This is a genomic window from Nocardia sp. NPDC057227 (assembly GCF_042669725.1).
In the GTDB taxonomy this organism is placed as follows: Bacteria; Actinomycetota; Actinomycetes; order Mycobacteriales; family Mycobacteriaceae; genus Nocardia; species Nocardia asteroides_A.
In genome coordinates, this window is the sequence record NZ_JBHUXA010000025.1 from 15,049 (window position 1) to 34,020 (window position 18,972).

At 70.8% G+C, this 18,972-nt stretch carries 19 protein-coding genes; 15 read left to right on the forward strand and 4 right to left on the reverse strand.

Annotated elements, in window-relative coordinates:
- Nucleotides 1-136: 136 nt before the first annotated feature.
- The gene (gene ybaK / locus ACFUJ1_RS27590; protein ID WP_378650056.1) at nucleotides 137-628 is read left to right on the forward strand and encodes a Cys-tRNA(Pro) deacylase; all 492 of its coding nucleotides are present in this window, start codon (nucleotides 137-139) and stop codon (nucleotides 626-628) included.
- A gap of 112 nt (nucleotides 629-740) precedes the next feature.
- Nucleotides 741-1,016 (forward strand): hypothetical protein, encoded by a 276-nt coding sequence (locus ACFUJ1_RS27595; RefSeq protein WP_378650058.1) that lies wholly within the window; start codon nucleotides 741-743, stop codon nucleotides 1,014-1,016.
- 3 nt (nucleotides 1,017-1,019) lie between these two features.
- Here the strand turns inward: ACFUJ1_RS27595 and ACFUJ1_RS27600 are convergent, their stop codons facing one another.
- Entirely contained in the window at nucleotides 1,020-1,793 is a 774-nt protein-coding gene (locus ACFUJ1_RS27600) for an SOS response-associated peptidase (RefSeq protein WP_378650060.1), read from the reverse strand.
- A 169-nt stretch (nucleotides 1,794-1,962) separates the two neighbouring features.
- Between ACFUJ1_RS27600 and ACFUJ1_RS27605 the strand changes: the two genes are divergently transcribed.
- The 9 genes from ACFUJ1_RS27605 to ACFUJ1_RS27645 all read left to right on the forward strand — a co-directional run bounded on the left by ACFUJ1_RS27605 (nucleotide 1,963) and on the right by ACFUJ1_RS27645 (nucleotide 10,262).
- Nucleotides 1,963-3,471 (forward strand): aldehyde dehydrogenase family protein, encoded by a 1,509-nt coding sequence (locus ACFUJ1_RS27605; protein WP_378650062.1) that lies wholly within the window; start codon nucleotides 1,963-1,965, stop codon nucleotides 3,469-3,471.
- A 132-nt stretch (nucleotides 3,472-3,603) separates the two neighbouring features.
- Nucleotides 3,604-4,914: a 3-phosphoshikimate 1-carboxyvinyltransferase gene (gene aroA, locus ACFUJ1_RS27610; protein WP_378650064.1), complete on the forward strand. Its 1,311-nt coding sequence runs from the start codon at nucleotides 3,604-3,606 to the stop codon at nucleotides 4,912-4,914.
- Nucleotides 4,863-5,915 (forward strand): ribosome small subunit-dependent GTPase A, encoded by a 1,053-nt coding sequence (gene rsgA, locus ACFUJ1_RS27615; RefSeq protein ID WP_378650178.1) that lies wholly within the window; start codon nucleotides 4,863-4,865, stop codon nucleotides 5,913-5,915. The genes aroA and rsgA overlap by 52 nt, the downstream gene beginning before the upstream one ends.
- Before the next feature lie 88 nt (nucleotides 5,916-6,003).
- A complete protein-coding gene (locus ACFUJ1_RS27620; protein ID WP_378650066.1) occupies nucleotides 6,004-6,474 on the forward strand; it encodes a Panacea domain-containing protein in 471 nt (156 codons plus the stop codon).
- Nucleotides 6,475-6,906: 432 nt separating this feature from the next.
- On the forward strand, nucleotides 6,907-7,245 hold the full coding sequence (locus tag ACFUJ1_RS27625; RefSeq protein WP_378650068.1) for a DUF732 domain-containing protein: 339 nt from the start codon (nucleotides 6,907-6,909) through the stop codon (nucleotides 7,243-7,245).
- A 105-nt stretch (nucleotides 7,246-7,350) separates the two neighbouring features.
- Nucleotides 7,351-7,965: a CatB-related O-acetyltransferase gene (locus tag ACFUJ1_RS27630; RefSeq protein ID WP_378650180.1), complete on the forward strand. Its 615-nt coding sequence runs from the start codon at nucleotides 7,351-7,353 to the stop codon at nucleotides 7,963-7,965.
- An 88-nt stretch (nucleotides 7,966-8,053) separates the two neighbouring features.
- Nucleotides 8,054-8,464, forward strand: coding sequence for a helix-turn-helix domain-containing protein (locus ACFUJ1_RS27635; protein ID WP_378650070.1), 411 nt, complete (start codon nucleotides 8,054-8,056; stop codon nucleotides 8,462-8,464).
- Between the two features lie 64 nt (nucleotides 8,465-8,528).
- Entirely contained in the window at nucleotides 8,529-9,530 is a 1,002-nt protein-coding gene (locus ACFUJ1_RS27640; protein WP_378650072.1) for a DUF3039 domain-containing protein, read from the forward strand.
- Nucleotides 9,531-9,575: 45 nt separating this feature from the next.
- Complete coding sequence (locus ACFUJ1_RS27645; protein WP_378650073.1) at nucleotides 9,576-10,262, forward strand: AIM24 family protein; 687 nt, start codon at nucleotides 9,576-9,578, stop codon at nucleotides 10,260-10,262.
- Here the strand turns inward: ACFUJ1_RS27645 and ACFUJ1_RS27650 are convergent.
- The 3 genes from ACFUJ1_RS27650 to ACFUJ1_RS27660 form a co-directional block, all read right to left on the reverse strand.
- Entirely contained in the window at nucleotides 10,246-10,404 is a 159-nt protein-coding gene (locus tag ACFUJ1_RS27650) for a hypothetical protein (protein ID WP_378650075.1), read from the reverse strand. The genes ACFUJ1_RS27645 and ACFUJ1_RS27650 overlap by 17 nt on opposite strands.
- A 167-nt stretch (nucleotides 10,405-10,571) precedes the next feature.
- On the reverse strand, nucleotides 10,572-13,412 hold the full coding sequence (gene secA / locus ACFUJ1_RS27655; RefSeq protein ID WP_378650077.1) for a preprotein translocase subunit SecA: 2,841 nt from the start codon (nucleotides 13,410-13,412) through the stop codon (nucleotides 10,572-10,574).
- Between the two features lie 180 nt (nucleotides 13,413-13,592).
- Nucleotides 13,593-13,943, reverse strand: coding sequence for an Rv3235 family protein (locus ACFUJ1_RS27660; protein ID WP_378650079.1), 351 nt, complete (start codon nucleotides 13,941-13,943; stop codon nucleotides 13,593-13,595).
- 447 nt (nucleotides 13,944-14,390) lie between these two features.
- On the opposite strand from ACFUJ1_RS27660, the gene ACFUJ1_RS27665 reads away from it, so the two are divergent.
- From ACFUJ1_RS27665 to ACFUJ1_RS27680, 4 genes are all read left to right on the forward strand, one after another.
- Nucleotides 14,391-15,773, forward strand: a complete 1,383-nt coding sequence (locus ACFUJ1_RS27665; protein ID WP_378650081.1) for a wax ester/triacylglycerol synthase family O-acyltransferase — start codon at nucleotides 14,391-14,393, stop codon at nucleotides 15,771-15,773.
- 10 nt (nucleotides 15,774-15,783) lie between these two features.
- Nucleotides 15,784-16,290: a DUF6912 family protein gene (locus tag ACFUJ1_RS27670; RefSeq protein ID WP_378650182.1), complete on the forward strand. Its 507-nt coding sequence runs from the start codon at nucleotides 15,784-15,786 to the stop codon at nucleotides 16,288-16,290.
- 129 nt (nucleotides 16,291-16,419) lie between these two features.
- Nucleotides 16,420-17,556 carry a ferredoxin reductase gene (locus tag ACFUJ1_RS27675; RefSeq protein WP_378650083.1) on the forward strand — a complete coding sequence of 379 codons (1,137 nt, stop codon included), beginning with the start codon at nucleotides 16,420-16,422 and terminating at the stop codon, nucleotides 17,554-17,556.
- Between the two features lie 44 nt (nucleotides 17,557-17,600).
- Nucleotides 17,601-18,971: a fatty acid desaturase family protein gene (locus tag ACFUJ1_RS27680; protein ID WP_378650085.1), complete on the forward strand. Its 1,371-nt coding sequence runs from the start codon at nucleotides 17,601-17,603 to the stop codon at nucleotides 18,969-18,971.
- Nucleotide 18,972 lies beyond the last annotated feature (1 nt).

Sequence of the window (18,972 nt, forward strand, 5' to 3'; positions counted from 1 at the left end):
GGGCATTCGGCGAAGCCGCGACCCACGCCGGGCGTTCCTCGACCAGAACGGGCACCACTCCTCCTTCGGTTGGTTCGCTCTCTCACGGCATGCAACACCGCGAGCACCGTGCCATGTTCCCGCTACCGTTGCGCACATGCCAGGAGCCGCCACCCCCGCGACCACGGTGCTGACGGCGGCGGGCGTCGCGCACCGGGTGCACGCCTACAGCCACGACCCGCGCGCGGACTCCTACGGCACCGAGGCGGTGGATGCCCTCTGCGCGGAGCTCGGCATCGTCGGCGAGCAGGTCTTCAAGACCCTGGTCATCAGCCTGAACACCGGCGGGCTCGCGGTGGCCGTCGTCCCGGTGCCGCGCTCGCTCGCGCTCAAGGCCGCGGCCGCCGCGCTCGGCGCGGGCAAGGCGGTCATGGCGGACGCCGCCGCCGCGCAGCGCAGCACCGGCTACGTGCTCGGCGGCATCTCCCCGCTCGGCCAGCGCAGGCGGCTGCCGACGGTGATCGACGAATCCGCGCTCGGCTGGGATCGGGTGCTGTGCAGCGCCGGGCGCCGCGGCCTGGAGATCGAGCTCGCCCCCGCCGACCTGGTCCGGCTTACCTCCGCCCGGACGGCGGCCATCGCCGCCTAGCGACGCCCCGCGCGCGGCGGATCCGGCGCCGCCGCTCGCGATTCCACTGCCACGCTCGGGGTATACGTGATCCGTATCACCGCGTCCGCGCCGAACCGAGGAGTGATGTCGAATGTCCGCGTCCCGCCTGCTCGCCGCCCTGTGCACCGCCGCCGCACTGACCGGGATGGCGGGCGCCCAGGCCACCGCCGCGCCCGCGGTGACGCCGGTGGCCGACTTCCCGTTCGACGGCAAGGGCGCGGACGACGCCCCCGACCGCGGCGCGAACCCCGGTGACCGCGCGGCGGAGTACGGCGGCGACCTGGCCGCCGAGATCATCGACCTGCTCGCGGACGCGGCCAAGTGCGGGCTGAGCGTCGCCAACCCGGCGGTGGACTGCCCGCTCTGAGCCTCAGAGCAGGCTGATCTGCCCGGACCGCGCGCTCGGGTCGACCGGCTCGAGCAGCTCAGGCCCGTTGTTCCGCACGCTGTTCACCAGCGGCGAGACCGGGCGCGCCACGATGTCGGCGACCGCATCCGCGCCGGGGGTGACGAGCAGCTCCGCCGGGGCGGGGTGGTCCGGGTCCAGCCAGGCGTCCCAGTGCGCGCGCGGCATGGGCAGCGGCATCCGGTCGTGGATGCGGGTCAGCTCGCCGACCGCGTCGGTGGTGAGGATGGTGCAGGAGAGCAGCGGCGCGGAGTCCGGCACCGCGCGATCGCGCCACACCGACCACAGCCCGGCCATGTACAGCCGCTCCCCATCGGCCGCGGCCATGAAGTACGGCTGCTTGGCGGCCTTGCCCTTCCCGGCGCCGGGCTCGACCAGCCACTCGTACCAGCCGTCCATCGGGACGAGGCAGCGCCGCTTCTTCACCGCGTCGCGAAACGACGGGGTGGTAGCCGCCTTGTCCGCCCGCGCGTTGAACAGCGGCTTCCCCTTGACGGGCACGCCGGGCTCGGCGGCCTTGGTCCACAGCGGGATCAGCCCCCAGCGCATCCGGCGCACCCGCAGCCGCGGTTCGTCGTCCGGCCGCTCGTGGTCGTGCCTGCGCACCACCGTGAGTACCTGGGTGGTCGGCGCGACGTTGTAGTTGGGGATGGTCTCGGTGGCCCCGACCTCGTCGATGGCGTCCAGCTCCGCTGCCAACCGCCCTGGATCGGTCGTGGTCGCATATCGTCCGCACATCCTTCGATAGTCCCACCACGCGCCGACACCGTCGGGAACAATCGACTACACCAGGGGTGACCTGGTGAGAAATATGGCCTAGCATTCTCTCAGCGGTGGTGACGCACGCCACCCTCACGCGCCGGTCGCGCACCGACCGGCCAACCCAGGCACAAGGAGAGAACCCACCGTGACAACCACCGAGACCACCCCGGCCGCTCCCGACACGGCGTTGAAATCGGTCGACCCGGCCACGGGTGAGGTCATCGCCACCTATCCGATCGCCGACGCGGACGCGGTGCGCGCGGCCGTCGCCAAGGCCCGCGCCGCCGCCCCGGCCTGGGGTGCGCTGAGCTTCGACGACCGCCGCAAGGCCCTGCTGCGCTGGTCGACCCGGCTGGTCAGCGAGTCGGACGCCTTCACCGATCTCATCCACCGGGAGACCGGCAAGACGCACGACGACGCCTTCCTCGAGCTCATGCTCGCGCTGGAGCACATCGCCTGGGCCGCCAAGAACGCCAAGAAGGTGCTCGGCCCCAAGCGCATCGCCTCCGGGCCGCTGATGTCCAACTTCTCGGCGCGCCTGGAGTACCGCCCGCTCGGCGTGGTCGGCATCATCGGCCCCTGGAACTACCCGGTCTACACCCCGAACGGCTCGATCGCGTACGCGCTCTCCGCGGGCAACACCGTCGTGTTCAAGCCGAGCGAGTTCTCCACCGGCATCGGCAACTTCCTCGCCGAGGCCTTCCGCGCGGCCAACCCGGAGCTGCCGGACGGCGTCTTCGTCCCGATCAACGGCTTCGGCGCGACCGGCGCCGAGCTGGTCAAGGCCGATATCGACAAGATCGCCTTCACCGGCTCCACCGCGACCGGCAAGAAGATCATGGCCGCGGCCGCCGAGCGGCTCACCCCGGTGCTGCTGGAGTGCGGCGGCAAGGACGCGGTGATCGTCGCCGCCGACGCCGACGTCAAGGCCGCCGCCGACGCGGTGGCGTTCGGCGCGGCCGGCAACAGCGGCCAGACCTGCGCGGGTGTCGAGCGGGTGTACGTGGAGCGCTCGGTGCGCGAGCCCTTCGTCGCCGAGCTCACCCGGATCCTGAAGAACGTCAAGCCGGGCTCCGGCGACGACGCCAACTACGGCCCGATGACCATGCCGAGCCAGATCGAGATCGTGCGCAAGCACATCGACGCGGCGCTGGCCAGCGGTGGCAAGGCCGTGCTCGGCGGCCCGGAGTCGATCAAGGGCGCGTTCATCGAGCCGGTGGTCTTCGTCGACGTGGACGAGTCGTCGGAGGCGGTGGTCGAGGAGACCTTCGGCCCGACCGTCACCGTGCGCACGGTGGACAGCATCGACGAGGCGATCGAGCTGACCAACAGCTCCAAGTACGGCCTCTCCTCTGCGGTCTTCTCGAAGAGCAGGGGGCTGGAGATCGCGCGCAGGCTGCGGGTCGGCGCCACCTCGGTGAACTCGGTGCTCGGCTTCGCCGCCATCCCGGGGCTGCCCTTCGGCGGCGTCGGCGATTCCGGCATCGGCCGGATCCACGGCGAGCCGGGGCTGAAGGAGTTCGCCCGCCCGCACTCGATCGCGATCCAGAAGTTCACCGTGCCCGGCATGGCGCTGCTGAGCTTCAGCCGGACCAAATCCACCGTGAACCTGCTGCGCAAGGTCGTCCCGGTGCTGCACGGCCGCAACAAGTAAGGGGCCGGACCGCCCCGATTCAGGGGCGGGGGTGCGTGGCGCGACAACGGCGTCGGCCACGCACTCCATCCGCGGGCCGGAACCGTCGAGGGGCGGCTCCGGCCCGTACCGCGTGCACGAGTTGTCACTCACATGGGAGAAGATGGACCGGTGAGTCTCTGGCCAGCGCCCCAAGTCGATGTCCCCGTGCACGCGACCGTGACCCTGCCCGGATCGAAATCGATCACCAACCGGGCACTCGTCCTGGCCGCGCTCGCCGACGGCCCCTCCACCATCACCGGCGCGCTGCGCAGCCGGGACACCAACCTCATGATCGAGGCGCTGCGCGCGCTCGGCGCAGGCATCTCCGGCGACGGCGACACCCTCGTGGTCACCCCCGCCCCGCTGCGCGCGGGCACCGTCGACTGCGGCCTCGCGGGCACGGTGATGCGGTTCCTTCCGCCGCTGGCCGCGCTGGCCACCGGCGAGGTGCACTTCGACGGCGACGCGCAGGCCAGGGTCCGCCCGCTGCGCACCATCCTGGACGCCCTGCGCGAGCTCGGCGCCGACATCACCGGCGACAAGCTCCCGTTCACCGTGCGCGGCGCCGGCGGGCTGCGCGGCGGCCCGGTGACCATCGACGCCTCCGGCTCCTCGCAGTTCGTCTCCGGGCTGCTGCTCTCCGCGGCCCGCTTCTCCGATGGCATCACGGTGCACCACAGCGGCGCGGCGCTGCCGTCCATGCCGCACATCGAGATGACCGTCGAGATGCTGCGCCAGGCCGACGTCAAGGTGGAGGCGCCGGAGGACCCGCGCGCCCCGCAGACCTGGACCGTGCTGCCCGGCCCGATCCGCGCGCTCGACCGCGAGGTGGAGCCGGACCTCTCCAACGCCACCCCGTTCCTGGCCGCGGCCGCCGTGACCGGCGGCGAGGTCAGCATCCCGCACTGGCCGCGGCTCACCACCCAGCCCGGCGACGTGATCAGGGAGATCGTGGTCCGGATGGGCGGCGAGGCCGGGATCGTCGACGGCGTGCTCACCGTCCGCGGCCCGGAGCGGCTGGCGGGCATCGATATCGACCTGCACGACGTCGGCGAGCTGACCCCGACCGTCGCCGCGCTCGCCGCGCTCGCCGACTCGCCCTCGCGGCTGCGCGGCATCGCGCACCTGCGCGGGCACGAGACCGACCGGCTGGCCGCGCTCTCCACCGAGATCAACCGGCTCGGCGGCAAGGTCACCGAGACCGAGGACGGGCTGGAGATCGAGCCGGCCGAGCTGCACGGCGGTACCTGGCACTCCTACGCCGACCACCGGATGGCGACCGCGGGCGCGATCCTCGGGCTCCGGGTGCCGGACGTGCGGATCGAGGACATCGGCACCACCGCCAAGACGCTGCCCGATTTCGTCGCGCTCTGGGAGCGCATGCTCGACCCGGCACCGGCCGGACAGGGCGTACCGCGCTGAGCAGGCAGAACCGCTCGGCGGGCAGCTCATACGACGAATCCGACGTCCGGATCCGCCCCGGCGGGCGGTCGCGCCCGCGCACCAAGACCCGCCCGCTGCACAGCGACGCCGAGCAGGCGATGGTGGTCGCGGTGGACCGCGGACGCTGGGGCTGCGTGCTCGCGGGCGACCCGGAGCGGCGCCTGGTCGCCATGCGGGCGCGGGAGCTCGGCCGCACCCCGATCGTGGTCGGCGACCTGGTCGACGTGGTCGGCGATCTCTCCGGCGCGCCGGACACGCTGGCCAGGATCGTCCGGGTTACCGAGCGCAGCACCGTGCTGCGCCGCACCGCCGACGACACCGACCCCTTCGAGCGGATCGTCGTCGCCAATGCCGAGCAGCTCTTCATCGTGGTCGCGCTGGCCGACCCGCCGCCGCGCACCGGCTTCGTTGAGCGCACCATGGTCGCCGCCTTCGTCGGCGGGCTGCAGCCCGTGCTCTGCCTGACCAAGGACGACCTCGCCGCCGAGTCCGACTTCGCCACCGACTTCGCCGACCTGGACCTGATCATCGTGCACGGCGGTATCGAGGACCCGCTGCAGCCGGTGCTCGACCGCATCACCGGCCGGCTCACCGCCTTCATCGGGCACTCGGGGGTCGGCAAGTCCACGCTGGTCAACCGCCTGGTGCCGGATGCCTTCCGCGCTGTCGGCGAGGTGTCGGGGGTCGGCAAGGGCAAGCACACCTCCACTCAGTCGGTGGCGCTGCCGGTCCCCTCCGGCGGCTGGGTGATCGACACCCCCGGCGTCCGCTCCTTCGGCCTCGCGCACATCACCCCGGACGACGTGATCGCCGCCTTCAGCGACCTCGCCGACGCCATCGAGGACTGCCCGCGCGGCTGCACCCACCTCGGCCCGCCCGCCGACCCGGAGTGCGCGCTCGACGAGCTGCCGGGAAAGGAGCGCCGAGTGGCCGCCATCCGCCGCCTGCTGGTGGCGCTGAACTCGAACGATCCCTGGTGACAACGGAAAACGGCGGCGCCGCACCTTCCCGGCCGTAAACTCGGCTTGCACGACACGGGGAGAGAACGTCGACGGGCAGGAGCATGTCATGGGAACGCCGGAACCCGTGCCCTGCTATCCGGCGCCGACCATCGCCCGCTGGTTCGTCGACTGGGCGACCACCGAGGACGCCGGGGTCTCCAACCTCAAGCTGCAGAAGCTGCTCTACTACGCGCAGGGGCACCACCTCGCCGAGTACGAGGCGCCGCTCTTCGAGGATCCGGTGCAGGCCTGGCGCTCCGGGCCGGTTGTGCCCGCGGTCTTCCGCGAGTTCGAGGGGTTCGGCGCGGCCTGGGTGGTGCTCGCCGAGGACGACCCGTTCCACTGGGACGCCGTCGACGCCGACACCACCCGCTTCCTGACCAAGGTCTGGAACACCTACGGCGGCATCGCGGGCTGGAAACTGCGCAATATGACGCAGGCCGAGCCCGCCTGGCAGGAGTACGTCGAGCAGGACGAGGGCAATGTCGAGATCCCGGCCGACGTGATCGCCAAGTACTTCCACGCCCGGCGCGGCTGACCCGCGAAACTTGCAGACCGCCCGGCTTTTCCCGGTGCGGGAAAACCGACCACACCGGCGCACCGGCGAGCCCCGACCACCCGCCGGTGACGCCCCGAACAGTCGCTGCTCGGACGGGTGAAACCGGCATTCCGGCAGCCTTTTCCACTACCGTTCGGACCGCCGCCAGCTGGAGTACCCGATCGGCGGCGTTCTCAAGCGCGCTGCTCTCGCTCGACAGAAAGCCGTCTCGAATGTCCGGATCGCCCGACCCGCTGCCCACCCCAGACCCGAGGGATGGCCGCACCGGGCCGCTGCCCGAGCTGTACGGTTCGCCCGCGTATCCGGCTGCGCCGCAACGCATGACGACGGTCGCCGTGCGGCCGTTCCACCCCGTCTACGGCGCCGTGCCGCAGGTCCCGCCCGTTCCCGGATAACCAACCGAAAGGCCCCATGCGCACTCTCGTCACCGCCATCGCCGCGACCGCGCTGCTGCTCGGCGGCGGGCCCGCCGCCCTCGCCGCCCCGCAGTCGAACATCGTCGGGAGCACGACCCCGCACAGCGCCGCGGACCGGCAGTTCCTCCGGGACAGCCACTACGACGAGGAGACCGCGGCGGTGCAGGACGCGGCGATCACACTGGCGCGCACCCAGTGCGACTACCTGACGGCGGTCGGCAACTCCCCCGACGAGCACATCTACCTGGCCGAATCGGCGGGCGAGACGATCGAGTTCCCGTACCTCTTCGTCTACGCCGCGGTCGAGGCGTACTGCCCCGAGAACCGGGCCTGAGCCGAAAAGCGCTGTCGCTCCCGGCGATCGGTGGGCTACCGTCGCACCGCCCGCCGACGCCGAGGAGCCCCCGTGACCGCACCGGACCCGACCACCCTGCACCCGATGGCCGGGCAACCCCGGGTAGTGCTGCTGAAACCGCTGGTCACCTCGGCGCTGATCGAGGTCGGCGAGTACTCGTACTACGACGACCCCGGTGACCCGACCGCCTTCGAGACCGCCAACGTGCTCTACCACTACGGCCCCGAGAAGCTGGTGATCGGCCGGTTCTGCGCGCTCGCCACCGGGGTGCGGTTCATCATGAACGGCGCCAACCACCGCATGGACGGCCCGTCCACCTTCCCCTTCCCCACCATCGGCGGCGGCTGGGCCAAGCACATCGACCTGCTCATGGAGCTGCCGAACCGCGGCGACACCGTGCTCGGCAACGACGTCTGGCTCGGCTACGGGGTCACCGTCATGCCCGGCGTGCGGATCGGCAACGGCGCGATCGTCGCCGCGGGCTCCGTCGTCACCCGCGACATCCCCGACTACGCCGTCGCCGGTGGCAACCCGGCCCGCGTCCTCCGCATGCGCTACCCCGATGCCGACATCGCCCGGCTGCTCGACCTGGCCTGGTGGGACTGGCCGATCGAACATCTGACCGCGCAGGTGCGGGTGCTCATGTCCGGAAGTGTGGACGACCTGGTCGCGGCCGCTCCGGGATCGAACTGCGGTTGACAAGCCACAACCACGAGTTGTAGTTTCATCTGTGACATCTAATGCTGATGTGACATCTGAGCACACCACTCGCCCGAGGAGACCTGCGATGGCTGCCGCCATTCACGAAGTGAAGGCCGCGAGCGTCCCGGACGGCCAGCTCGACGCACTCCACTCGTTCGCCAGTACGCTCGCCCCCTCCGAACTGCGCGACGCTCTGCTCGAGATGAGCAAGGGCGCCCTGACCGGGATGAATGTCGCGGTGTTCGACGACACCGCGACGTGTACCCCCGCCGAGGCGGCGAAACGGCTCGGCATGAGCCGCACCCACCTCTACAAGCTGCTCGACAGGGGAGCGGTGCCGTTCCATCACGTCGGTCGCGATCGGCGTCTCTACGTCAAGGATGTCGTGATCTTCGCCGCCGAACGGGACCGCGATCGCCGTGAGCTCGCCGAGCGCTTCGCCAGAACGGATGCCGATCGAGAGGCCGCCATCGCGGAGCTGATGGACGAGCTGTAGGTCGAACGACGGACACCGGGTGTTGCGCCCGCCGGAACCTCGAATGTCTTGGCACGATGGATCAATGGAGCACAACCGCCGAGCGCGGCCGACGCTGCGGCTGCTCGCTGAAGATCTGCCCACCGGCTGGGAAGATCCCGATCATCTCCGCGCCATAGCCGAGCGCAGGTGGCAGCAATTGCACCCCGTGGCCGAGCTGCCGCATCCGCTGTTGCGTAAAGCGGTCGAGCTGTACGGCTCCGATCCACTGGGGGATCCGGCGCCGCGACTCATCAAGAGCTCGGGAGAGCTGCGGCTGCAGGAGTTGCGGAACGCGCAGTGGCGAGCCGGAATCTGGACCGATCCCGATTCCGGCGTGCGCTGGATCCTCTCCGCCGGCCTGGCGAAGGGCGGCCATCGCGACGAGGACGACTTCTATCAGGTGCTCGAAAGACGAATCGGCTCCGGGGCGACCGCGCTGCTTCCCACCGAACACGATGTGTTGCTGCTGAAACGGGAAACCGCCGCAGCGGCTCTCACTCGATGGCACCTGACGCTGCAGTCCGAGGTGGCCCAGGCCCTCGACCGCCTCGGGAAAGCGGCGAGTACCCGCATCGCGCTGCCACATCCGTCGAAGCCGATCGCCATCGGTACCGTCGACATCGAACTCGACGTCGTCCGCGAGGACGGAACACCGCGCGAGGACTTCTTCCTCACCGTCGACCTCCGCTCCGAACATCAGGTGAGCACTTGGGGATGGCGAGCAATCGAACGCGTCCTCATCTCGATCGCGCCGCCGGTGCAGGACTGGGATCGCCACGGCAATCACTACTTCGTGATGGCGGAGCCCGGGCATCGGAGCAGGCAGTACAACCGTCTCGTCGCCGTCGGCGGGCGGGACGAGACCCTGTTCGCCGAACACGGCACGGTCAGCCACTACACGCACAGGAGCCATATCGCCGAGGCGAGCGTGGACGGCAAGGCGGTCCGGGCCATGTGCGGAGTGGTCTTCGTCCCGACCCGGGACCCCGACCGGCTCACGGTCTGTCCGCGCTGCGCCGAGAATTTCGCCGCGCTGCCGGGCTGACCGAGGCTCGGCGAACCCGACCCCGCGCTCCGTACCCTGGAAACCATGCGAAGCGTACTGTTCGACCAGGTCAATCTCGAGGTGCAGGCGCAGCAGCGGTTCTCGCTGCAGAACTCCCAGATGCTGCGGGTGGGGCTCGGGCCGGATGTGCTCGCGGTGAAGGGGGCGATGGTCGCCTACCAAGGCGATATCCGCTTCGACCACCAGGGGTCGGGCAGCGTCGGGAAGCTGCTCAAGCGGATGGTCACCAGTGAGGACGTGCCGCTCATGCGGGTCTCCGGGCAGGGCGAGGTGTTCTTCGCCAACCAGGCCGGGCACGTCTTCCTCATCGACCTCACCGGCGACGCGCTGAGCGTCAACGGCACCAATCTGCTGGCCTTCGACGCCGCGCTGGAGTGGGACATCAACCGGGTCAAGGGCGCCGGGTTCTTCACCGGCGGGCTGTTCAACACCACGGTCACCGGCACCGGAACCGTCGCGCTCTGCGCGGTCGGCAAACCCGTTGTGCTGGATTGCAGTACACAGCCCACCTACGTGGACACCCAGGCCGCGGTGGCCTGGTCGGCGAACCTGGCGCCCAAGGTGGTCTCCAGCATGAACCTGAAGTCCATGCTGCGCGGCGGCAGCGGCGAGGCGTTCCAGTACGCCTTCCACGGCCCCGGTTTCGCCGTGGTGCAGCCGTTCGAGTGGGAGCCGCCGAGCAAGACGGACAGCACTACTCAGTCGACGTAGGGGTCGTGGAGCCGCACGAGCGCGGATCCAGCTGCTCCGCGGCGGCGAACTCCGCCAGCCCCGCCCACGCCCGCCCGGAGCGCTCGAAGCGCGCGTGCACGGTCTGCGCCTGCTGGTGGTAGGCGATCGAGTTGAAGCGCAACCAGTAACTTGCGCAGTCCGCCCGTCCACTTGGTCGGTGTGCTGCGCAGCAGTTCCTCCCGCATGGCGTCGACCTCGCCGAGCACTCGCTCATCAGCGCTGGTCAGAGCAGTTGTCGGGAACAGCGAAGGCGCCCGCCGAGGTTCGGTGGGCGCCTTCGAGCAGAGATCAGTGCCTGCGGCGGCTCTTCGGGCCGCGCTTACCGCGGGTCTCCGTCCGCGCGGCTTCGCGCCGCTCGCGACGGGAGCCGGAGCTGTCGCCGCCGTACTCCTCGTCGTCGGTGTGCACGGCGGTGCGCCCGCCCTCGTCCGGGCCGGAGTAGCTGAGACCGCGGGGCCCGGAGTCCTCGATGCCCTTGGCGAGCAGGGCGGCGGGGGCGCCGCTCGGCGCTGCCTGGGCGGGCGCCTCCTGGGTGGGGAGGGGGCGGGGGGCGCCTGCACCGACCGGGGAGCGCAGGCCGGGATCGACGGCGACACCGGCGGGCTGCGGCTGCTGCACCTCGACCTGGAGGTTGAAGAGGAAGCCGACCGACTCCTCCTTCAGCCCCTCCAGCATGGCGGTGAACATGTCGAAGCCCTCGCGCTGGTACTCGACCAGCGGGTCGCGCTGGGCCATGGCGCGCAGGCCGATGCCCTCCTTGAGGTAATCCATCTCGTAGAGGTGCTCGCGCCACTTGCGGTCGAGCACGGAGAGCAGCACCTGGCGCTCCAGGTTGCGCATGGCGCCCTGGCCGGCCAGGCCGTCGATCTCATCGGCGCGCTTCGAGTAGGCCTCGTGCGCGTCGTCGAGCAGGATCTCGAGCAGTTCGTCGCGGGTCAGATCACCGGCTTCGCCGACCTCGGTCTCGCCGGTCAGGTCCTTGTGGTTCAGCGCGATCGGGTACAGCGTCTTGAGCGCCGTCCACAGCTTCTCCAGATCCCAGTCCTCGACGTACCCCTCGGCGGTGGCGCCGTCCACGTAGGCGGTGATCACGTCGCTGATCATGCCCTGGACCTGGCCCTCCATGTCCTCGCCGCGGAGGATCCGGTTGCGCTCGCCGTAGATGATGGTGCGCTGCTGGTTCATCACCTCGTCGTACTTGAGCACGTTCTTGCGGATCTCGAAGTTCTGCTGCTCGACCTGGGTCTGCGCGCTCTTGATCGCCTTGGAGACCATCTTGGCCTCGATCGGCACATCGTCGGGCAGGTTCAGCCTGGTCATGATGGCTTCCAGGGCGGCGCCGTTGAAGCGCCGCATGAGCTCGTCGCCGAGCGAGAGGTAGAACCGGGACTCGCCCGGGTCGCCCTGGCGGCCGGAGCGGCCGCGCAGCTGGTTGTCGATGCGCCTCGACTCGTGCCGCTCGGTGCCGAGCACGTAGAGCCCGCCCGCGTCGCGCACCGCCTCGGCGTCCGCCTCGGTCTGCCGCTTGACCTGCTCCAGCGCGGGCAGCCAGGCGGCCTCGTACCGATCGGGCGTCTCGACCGGGTCCAGCCCCTCCTTGCGGAGCAGGATGTCGGCGATGATGTCCGGGTTGCCGCCGAGCACGATGTCGGTACCGCGGCCCGCCATGTTGGTGGCGACGGTGACGGCGCCGGGGCGGCCCGCCTCGGCGATGATCGCGGCCTCGTTCTCGTGGAACTTGGCGTTCAGCACGTTGTGCGGGATGCCGCGCTTGGTGAACTGCTTGGACAGGTACTCCGAGCGCTCCACGCTGGTGGTGCCGATCAGCACCGGCTGGCCGTTCTCGTGCCGCTCGGTGACGTCGTCGACGACCGCGGCGAACTTGGCCTCCTCGGTCTTGTAGATGAGGTCGGCCTGGTCCAAGCGGACCATCTGGCGGTTCGTCGGGATCGGGACGACGCCGAGGCTGTAGATCTGGTGCAGCTCGGCGGCCTCGGTCTCGGCGGTGCCGGTCATGCCGGAGAGCTTGTCGTAGAGCCGGAAGTAGTTCTGCAGCGTGATCGTCGCCAGGGTCTGGTTCTCCGGCTGGATCTCGACCTTCTCCTTGGCCTCGATCGCCTGGTGCATGCCCTCGTTGTAGCGGCGGCCGACCAGGATGCGCCCGGTGAACTCGTCGACGATGATGACCTCGCCGTCGCGGACGATGTAGTCCTTGTCCCGGTTGTACAGCTCCTTGGCCTTGATGGAGTTGTTCAGGTAGCTGACCAGCGGCGAGTTCGCGGACTCGTACAGGTTGTCGATGCCGAGCTGGTCCTCGACGAACTCGACGCCCGCCTCGTGCACGCCGATGGTGCGCTTCTTGATGTCGACCTCGTAGTGCAGGTCCTTCTTGAGCAGCGGGGCGATCCGCGCGAACTCCGCGTACCACTTGGAGGAGGCGTCGGCCGGGCCGGAGATGATCAGCGGGGTCCGCGCCTCGTCGATCAGGATGGAGTCGACCTCGTCGACGACGGCGAAGTTGTGCCCGCGCTGGACCAGGTCGTCCAGCGAGTGCGTCATGTTGTCGCGCAGGTAGTCGAAGCCGAACTCGTTGTTCGTGCCGTAGGTGATGTCCGCGGCGTAGGCGTGCCTGCGCTGCGCTGGCGTCATGCCGGAGAGGATGACGCCGACCTCGAGCCCGAGGAAGCGGTGCACGCGCCCCATCCACTCGGCGTCGCGCTTGGCCAGGTAGTCGTTCACGGTGACGACGTGCACGCCGCCGCCGGAGATGGCGTTCAGGTAGGCGGGGAGCACGCAGGTCAGGGTCTTGCCCTCACCGGTCTTCATCTCGGCGATATTGCCGAGGTGCAGCGCCGAGCCGCCCATGATCTGCACCTTGTAGTGCTTCTGGTTCAGCACCCGCCAGGAGGCCTCGCGGGCCACCGCGAACGCCTCGACCAGCAGATCGTCCAGGTCTTCGCCGTCGGCGTAGCGTTCGCGGAACTCGTCGGTCTTGGCCCGCAGCTCGGCGTCGGTCAGCTCCTCGAGGTCCGAGCCGTACGCGGTGACCTGGTCGGCGACCTGGCCGAGCCGCTTCACGACGCGACCTTCACCAATCCGTAGCAACCTCGAAAGTGTCAGCGCAGGCACGGGTCTCGTCAGTCCTCTGGTCGGTGTGCGGGTGTGTCGTGCGGTCCCGTCGTTCGGCCGGGCCGTTCGGCGAGGCGACCCGCGTCGTCATCGGCACGTTTCATGGTAATGCGGCACCCATGGTAGGCGCCGACGAGCGGTGGGCGCCGAGCGGCGACGACCCACCCGACCGCCCCGGCCCTACCGTACCCGCAGCACGCAGAGCCGCCACCCGCCCCGGTGCGCCCGCAGGCAGGCCGCGACGGCGAAGACGCGCTCGCCGCGCCGGTACCGGCCGAACACCTCGACCCGGCCGCGCGCGCCCGGCGCGCAGCTCACCCGCTCCAGCACGGCGGCGCCGAGCCTGCGCTCCCGCTCGCCGGTGCGGGCGTAGGTCTCCAGCACGGCGACCACCTCGGGATCGGCGATATCGCGCAGGTGCATGGCCCGGCGGCGGCCGTCGAGCACCTCGAGCGCCGCGCGCACCGCCCGCTCGGCGAAGCGCTGCGCATCGCGCTCGGTGCCGGAACGCGGGCCCGGCCGGACCGGCACGCACGGCCGAGCCGTCTGATGGTTCCGGGCGCGGAACATCGCCGATCGAGCGTCCCCGCCGGGCCCGGGCACCGGCTGCACAGCGGCGTTCCCGGTAACCACCGCCGCACCGTCCCCGACCGCCCGCACCGGCTGCCCGGCCGTGCTCCCGGCAGCCGCGCCGTCCCCGGTGGCCGGATCGATCGACGTGCGGCCGCGCGAACCCGGTCGCGGCCGGGAACGCCGCAGCGGCGGCTCCCCGTGCGGCGCGCACGACAACGACACCTTGCTTTCCATCCGAATTCCCCCTGTGCCGAGTCCCCCGAGCTCGATGCGCGACATCCTGCCACCCACCCCCGACACGGTAAAGAATGATGCCGATCACACGGCGAACGCACAGGCTACGAGCCAAAAGCCGGTCCTGCCCGCACAATGGGCGGCAAGCCAACGGAAGGAGCAGCGGGCAGCGTGATCACCAGACTGACGGCGCAGGACGCGTCGTTCCACCGTCAGGAACAGGGCAGCAACCCCGTCTACATCGGTTCCCTCGCCATCCTGGAGGGGCCACTCGACTACGACCGCCTGCTCGATCTGGTGGAGGGCAGGCTGGCGATGGTGCCGCGGTACCGCCGCAAGGTGCGCGCGATCCCGCTGGCACTCGGCAGGCCGGTGTGGGTGGAGGACAGCGGCTTCGACCTGACCTACCACATCCGGCGCTCCGCGCTGCCCGCTCCCGGGAGCGAGGTCCAGCTGCACGACCTGGTGGCGCGGCTCGCCTCGCGCCCGCTCGACCAGGACCGCCCGCTGTGGGAGATGTACCTGATCGAGGGGCTCGCCGACGGCCGCACGGCGGTCTTCACCAAGACGCACGCGGCGCTGGTCGACGGCGAGACGGCGCTGGAGATCGGGCACGTCATCCTGGACGACGGCCCCGACCCGCGCGCCCTCCCCCTCGACTCCTGGCACCCGCCCCGCGAGCCGGGCGACGCCGAGCTGCTCGCGGGCGCCCTGAGCCACCTGGCGGCGCAGCCGCGGGAGGCGCTCGAGGTCGCCAGGGACGCGGGCACGGCGGCGTTCACCGTCCTCGGCGCGGCGAGCAAGGCGGTGGACTCGGTGGTGTCGGCGGTGCGCACCGCCGCCGCGGGCGCGCCGGACAGCCCGCTCAACGCGAGGATGACCCGCAACCGCCGCTTCGACGTCGTCCGCACCGAGCTCGCCGACTACCGCCGGATCCGGGCCCGCTTCGACTGCTCGATCAACGACGTCATCCTGGCGGTGATCACCGGGGCGCTGCGCGAGTGGCTGCTCTCCAGGGACCAGGCCGTCACCGAGTCGGCGACGCTGCGCGCGGTGGTGCCGATGTCGGTCTACCTGAACGATCCGCCCGGCGACACGGCGGGCGAGGTCTCCTCGTTCCTGATCGACCTCCCGGTCGGCGAGCCGAATCCGGTGATGCGGCTCTCGCACATCACGCACGCCACCGCGGCGGCGGGCAGGCAGCGCCGCGGGGTGCGCGCCCGCACCCTGGTGCACCTGGCCGGCTTCGCCCCGGCCAGCCTGCATGCGATGAGCGTCAGGGCGGCGAGTACGTTCGCAGACCACACGTTCAATCTGGTGATCACCAACGCGCCGGGTCCGCAGTCCCCGATGTACATCGGCGGGGCGCGGATGCTGGAGATGTACCCGGTGTCGCCGCTGCTGCGCAATCAGGCGCTGAGCCTCGGGCTGACCTCCTACGACGGGCAGGTCTGCTACGGGCTCAACGCCGACCGCGACGCGATGGCGGATCTCGGGGTGCTGGCCGCGTCGGTGCACGAGTCCCTGGAGGAGCTGCTCGGTGCCTGCGCCTGACGATCGCCCGCTGCGCGTCTACGTGCCCGCGACCATCGCGATGCTGCGCGCGCTGGTCACCGACCGCGAGCTGCGCGCGGTCAGCGGAACCGCCTTCGCGGTCACCCCGGCGCTGCGCGAGGCGTACGCCTCCGGCGACGAGGAGGAGCTGGCCGAGGTCGCCATGGGCGAGGCGGCGCGGGCGGCGCTGCGGCTGCTCGCCGCCGAGGCCGACGACTCCGAGACCCCGCCGATCCAGCGCCGCGCGGTGATCGCCGCCGACGTCACCGGCGCGGCCCCGCGGCCGGACCTGGACGACGCGGTGGTCCGGCTGGCCGGGCCGGTGCCGTACGCGACGATCGCCTCGGTGCACGTCGACCTGGCCGACGCCGAGGCGGACGTGGCGAAGGCCGTCGAGGTGATCGATGCCGCCGATCTGGGCGACCCGGACGCCGAGTTCACCCTCGGCGACGCGGAGGACCACCAGCTGGCCTGGTACGCCACCCAGGAGCTGCCCTTCCTGCTCGAGCTGCTCTGATCGGAACCTTCGGGAGTAGTCACAAAGCCGCTCCGGCCGTCTCCACAGGGCAACCTACGATGCCGTAACCTGACGGCACGGGACGGGCCCCGACGGGGCCCGCGGCAACTCAGGAGACGACCGGCGACGATGTTCGAGAATGTGCGGCAATGGCTGGAGGAGCCCGCGGCCGAGGTGGCCGACCGAGGTGGCCGGTTGAACGTACTGCGCGGCGCGGTCGCCCGGATCACCACACCGCTGCTCCCGGACGACTACCTGCACCTGGTGAACCCGCTGTGGTCGGCGCGCGAGCTGCGCGGCCGGGTGCTGGAGGTCCGCAAGGAGACCGCGGACTCGGCGACCCTGGTGATCAAGCCGGGCTGGGGCTTCGACTGGGCCTTCGAGCCGGGCCAGTACATCGGCTTCGGCGTGCTGGTCGACGGCCGCTGGCACTGGCGCTCGTACTCGCTGACCTCCCCGCCGAACTGGTCCGACGACCCGGCGGCGCGCGGCAAGCGGCTGATCTCGATCGCGGTCAAGGCGATGCCGGAGGGGCTGCTCTCCAGCCACCTGGTGAACGGTGTGACTCCTGGCACCGTGGTGCGGCTGGCCGCCCCGCAGGGCGGCTTCGTGCTGCCGTCGCCACCGCCGCCGAAGGTGCTCTTCCTCACCGCGGGCAGCGGCATCACCCCGGTGATGTCCATGCTGCGCGCGCTGGATCGGCGCGATGCCTTCACCGACGTGGTGCACGTGCACTCGGCGCGCACCGCCGACGACGTGATGTTCGGCGCCGAGCTGACCGGGCTCGCCGAGCGGCACCCCGGCTTCACCTCGCATCTGCACCTCACCGGCGTGCACGGCAAGCTCGAGCTGGCCGACCTGGACACCCTCTTCCCGGATTGGCGCGAGCGGCAGACCTGGGCCTGCGGCCCGGCCGCCATGCTGGACGACATCGAGAAGCACTGGGCCGCAGCCGGGCTCGCGGGCAAGCTGAACGTCGAGCGGTTCGACGTGGAGCGCTCCGCGGTCGGCGAGGGCGGCACCGTCACCTTCGCCAGGAGCGACCGCAGCACCGTCGCCGACGGCGCGACCAGCCTGCTGGAGGCGGGCGAGGCGGCGGGCGTGCGGATGCCGTTCGGCTGCCGCATGGGCATCTGCCAGACCTGCGTGCTCACCATCACCGCCGGGCACACCCGTGACCTGCGCAACGGCGACGAGCGGCGCGAGGGCGACAAGGTACAGACCTGCATCTCCGCCGCCGCCGGCGACTGCACCCTCGACGTCTGAGACCGGTACGCTCGAGCACAGACCGAGCAGGGAAAGGGAACCCGGTGGCCATCACCGATATTCGCGCATTCGCACACCTCACCGCCGCCGACATCGAGACCCTCGGGGACGAACTCGACGCGATCCGCCGTTCGGTGGAGCTGTCCCGCGGCGCACGGGACGCCAAATACATCAGACACACGATCGCCGCCCAGCGCGGGCTCGAGGTCGCCGGTCGCGCCGTGCTCTTCGGCAGCAGGAACCGGTGGGCCTGGCTCACCGGCACCGCCCTGCTCTCGGTGGCGAAGATCATCGAGAACATGGAGCTCGGGCACAACATCAGCCACGGGCAGTGGGACTGGATGAACGACCCGGAGATCCACTCGGGCACCTGGGAGTGGGATCAGACCGGGCCGTCGGCGCAGTGGCGGCGGGCGCACAACTACTCGCACCACACCTACACCAACGTGCTCGGCAAGGACGAGGACCTCGGCTTCGGCATCCTGCGGATGACGCGGGACGAGCCGTGGCGCCCGGTCCACCTGGTGCAGCCGTTCGCCAACCTGGTGCTCGCCGCCACCTTCGAGTGGGGTATCGCGCTGCACGACTGGCACATCGACAGGGAGCTCTCCGGGGTACCGCCCAAGCAGCTGAACTCCGAGCCGAACGTGCAGTTCGCGCGCAAGATCGCGCGTCAGGTCGGCAAGGACTTCGTGTTCTACCCCGCGCTCACCGGCCCGGCCTGGAATAGCACGCTGAAGGCCAACATGACCGCGAACCTGGTGCGCAACCTGTGGGCCTACGCGGTGATCTTCTGCGGGCACTTCCCGGACGGCGCGGAGAAGTTCACCATCGAGCAGCTCACCGGCGAGACCCGCGCCGAGTGGTACCTGCGGCAGATGCTCGGCAGCGCCAACTTCCGGGCCGGGCGGTCGATGGCCTTCATGAGCGGCAACCTCTGCTACCAGATCGAGCACCACCTCTTCCCCGACCTGCCGAGCAACCGGTACGCGGAGATCGCGCAGCGGGTGCGCGAGCTGTGCGACAAGTACGACCTGCCCTACACCACCGGCTCGCTGGGCAGGCAGTACCTGCTCGCCTTCCGCACCATCCACAAGCTGGCGCTGCCGGACAGCATGCTGCGGCGCACCGCGGACGACGCGCCGGAGACCTCGTCGGAGCGCAAGTTCGCTGGCATCGCGCTGCCCGCGCAGGTCGACCCGGCAACCGGGAAGCGTCGCGGCCTGCGCTCCGCGCTGACCGAGGCCAAGGTCGCGCTGCGGCAGAAGGCGGAGCAGGAGAAGCAGGTGCTCCGCGAGGCGAAACAGGCGCTGGGCGAGAAGGCGCGGCACGAGCAGGACGTGCTGCGCGAGGCCCGGATCACGCTGCGGGACCGGGTCGGAGCCCGGCGTTGGCGGCGCCGGGGAACCGCGTGAC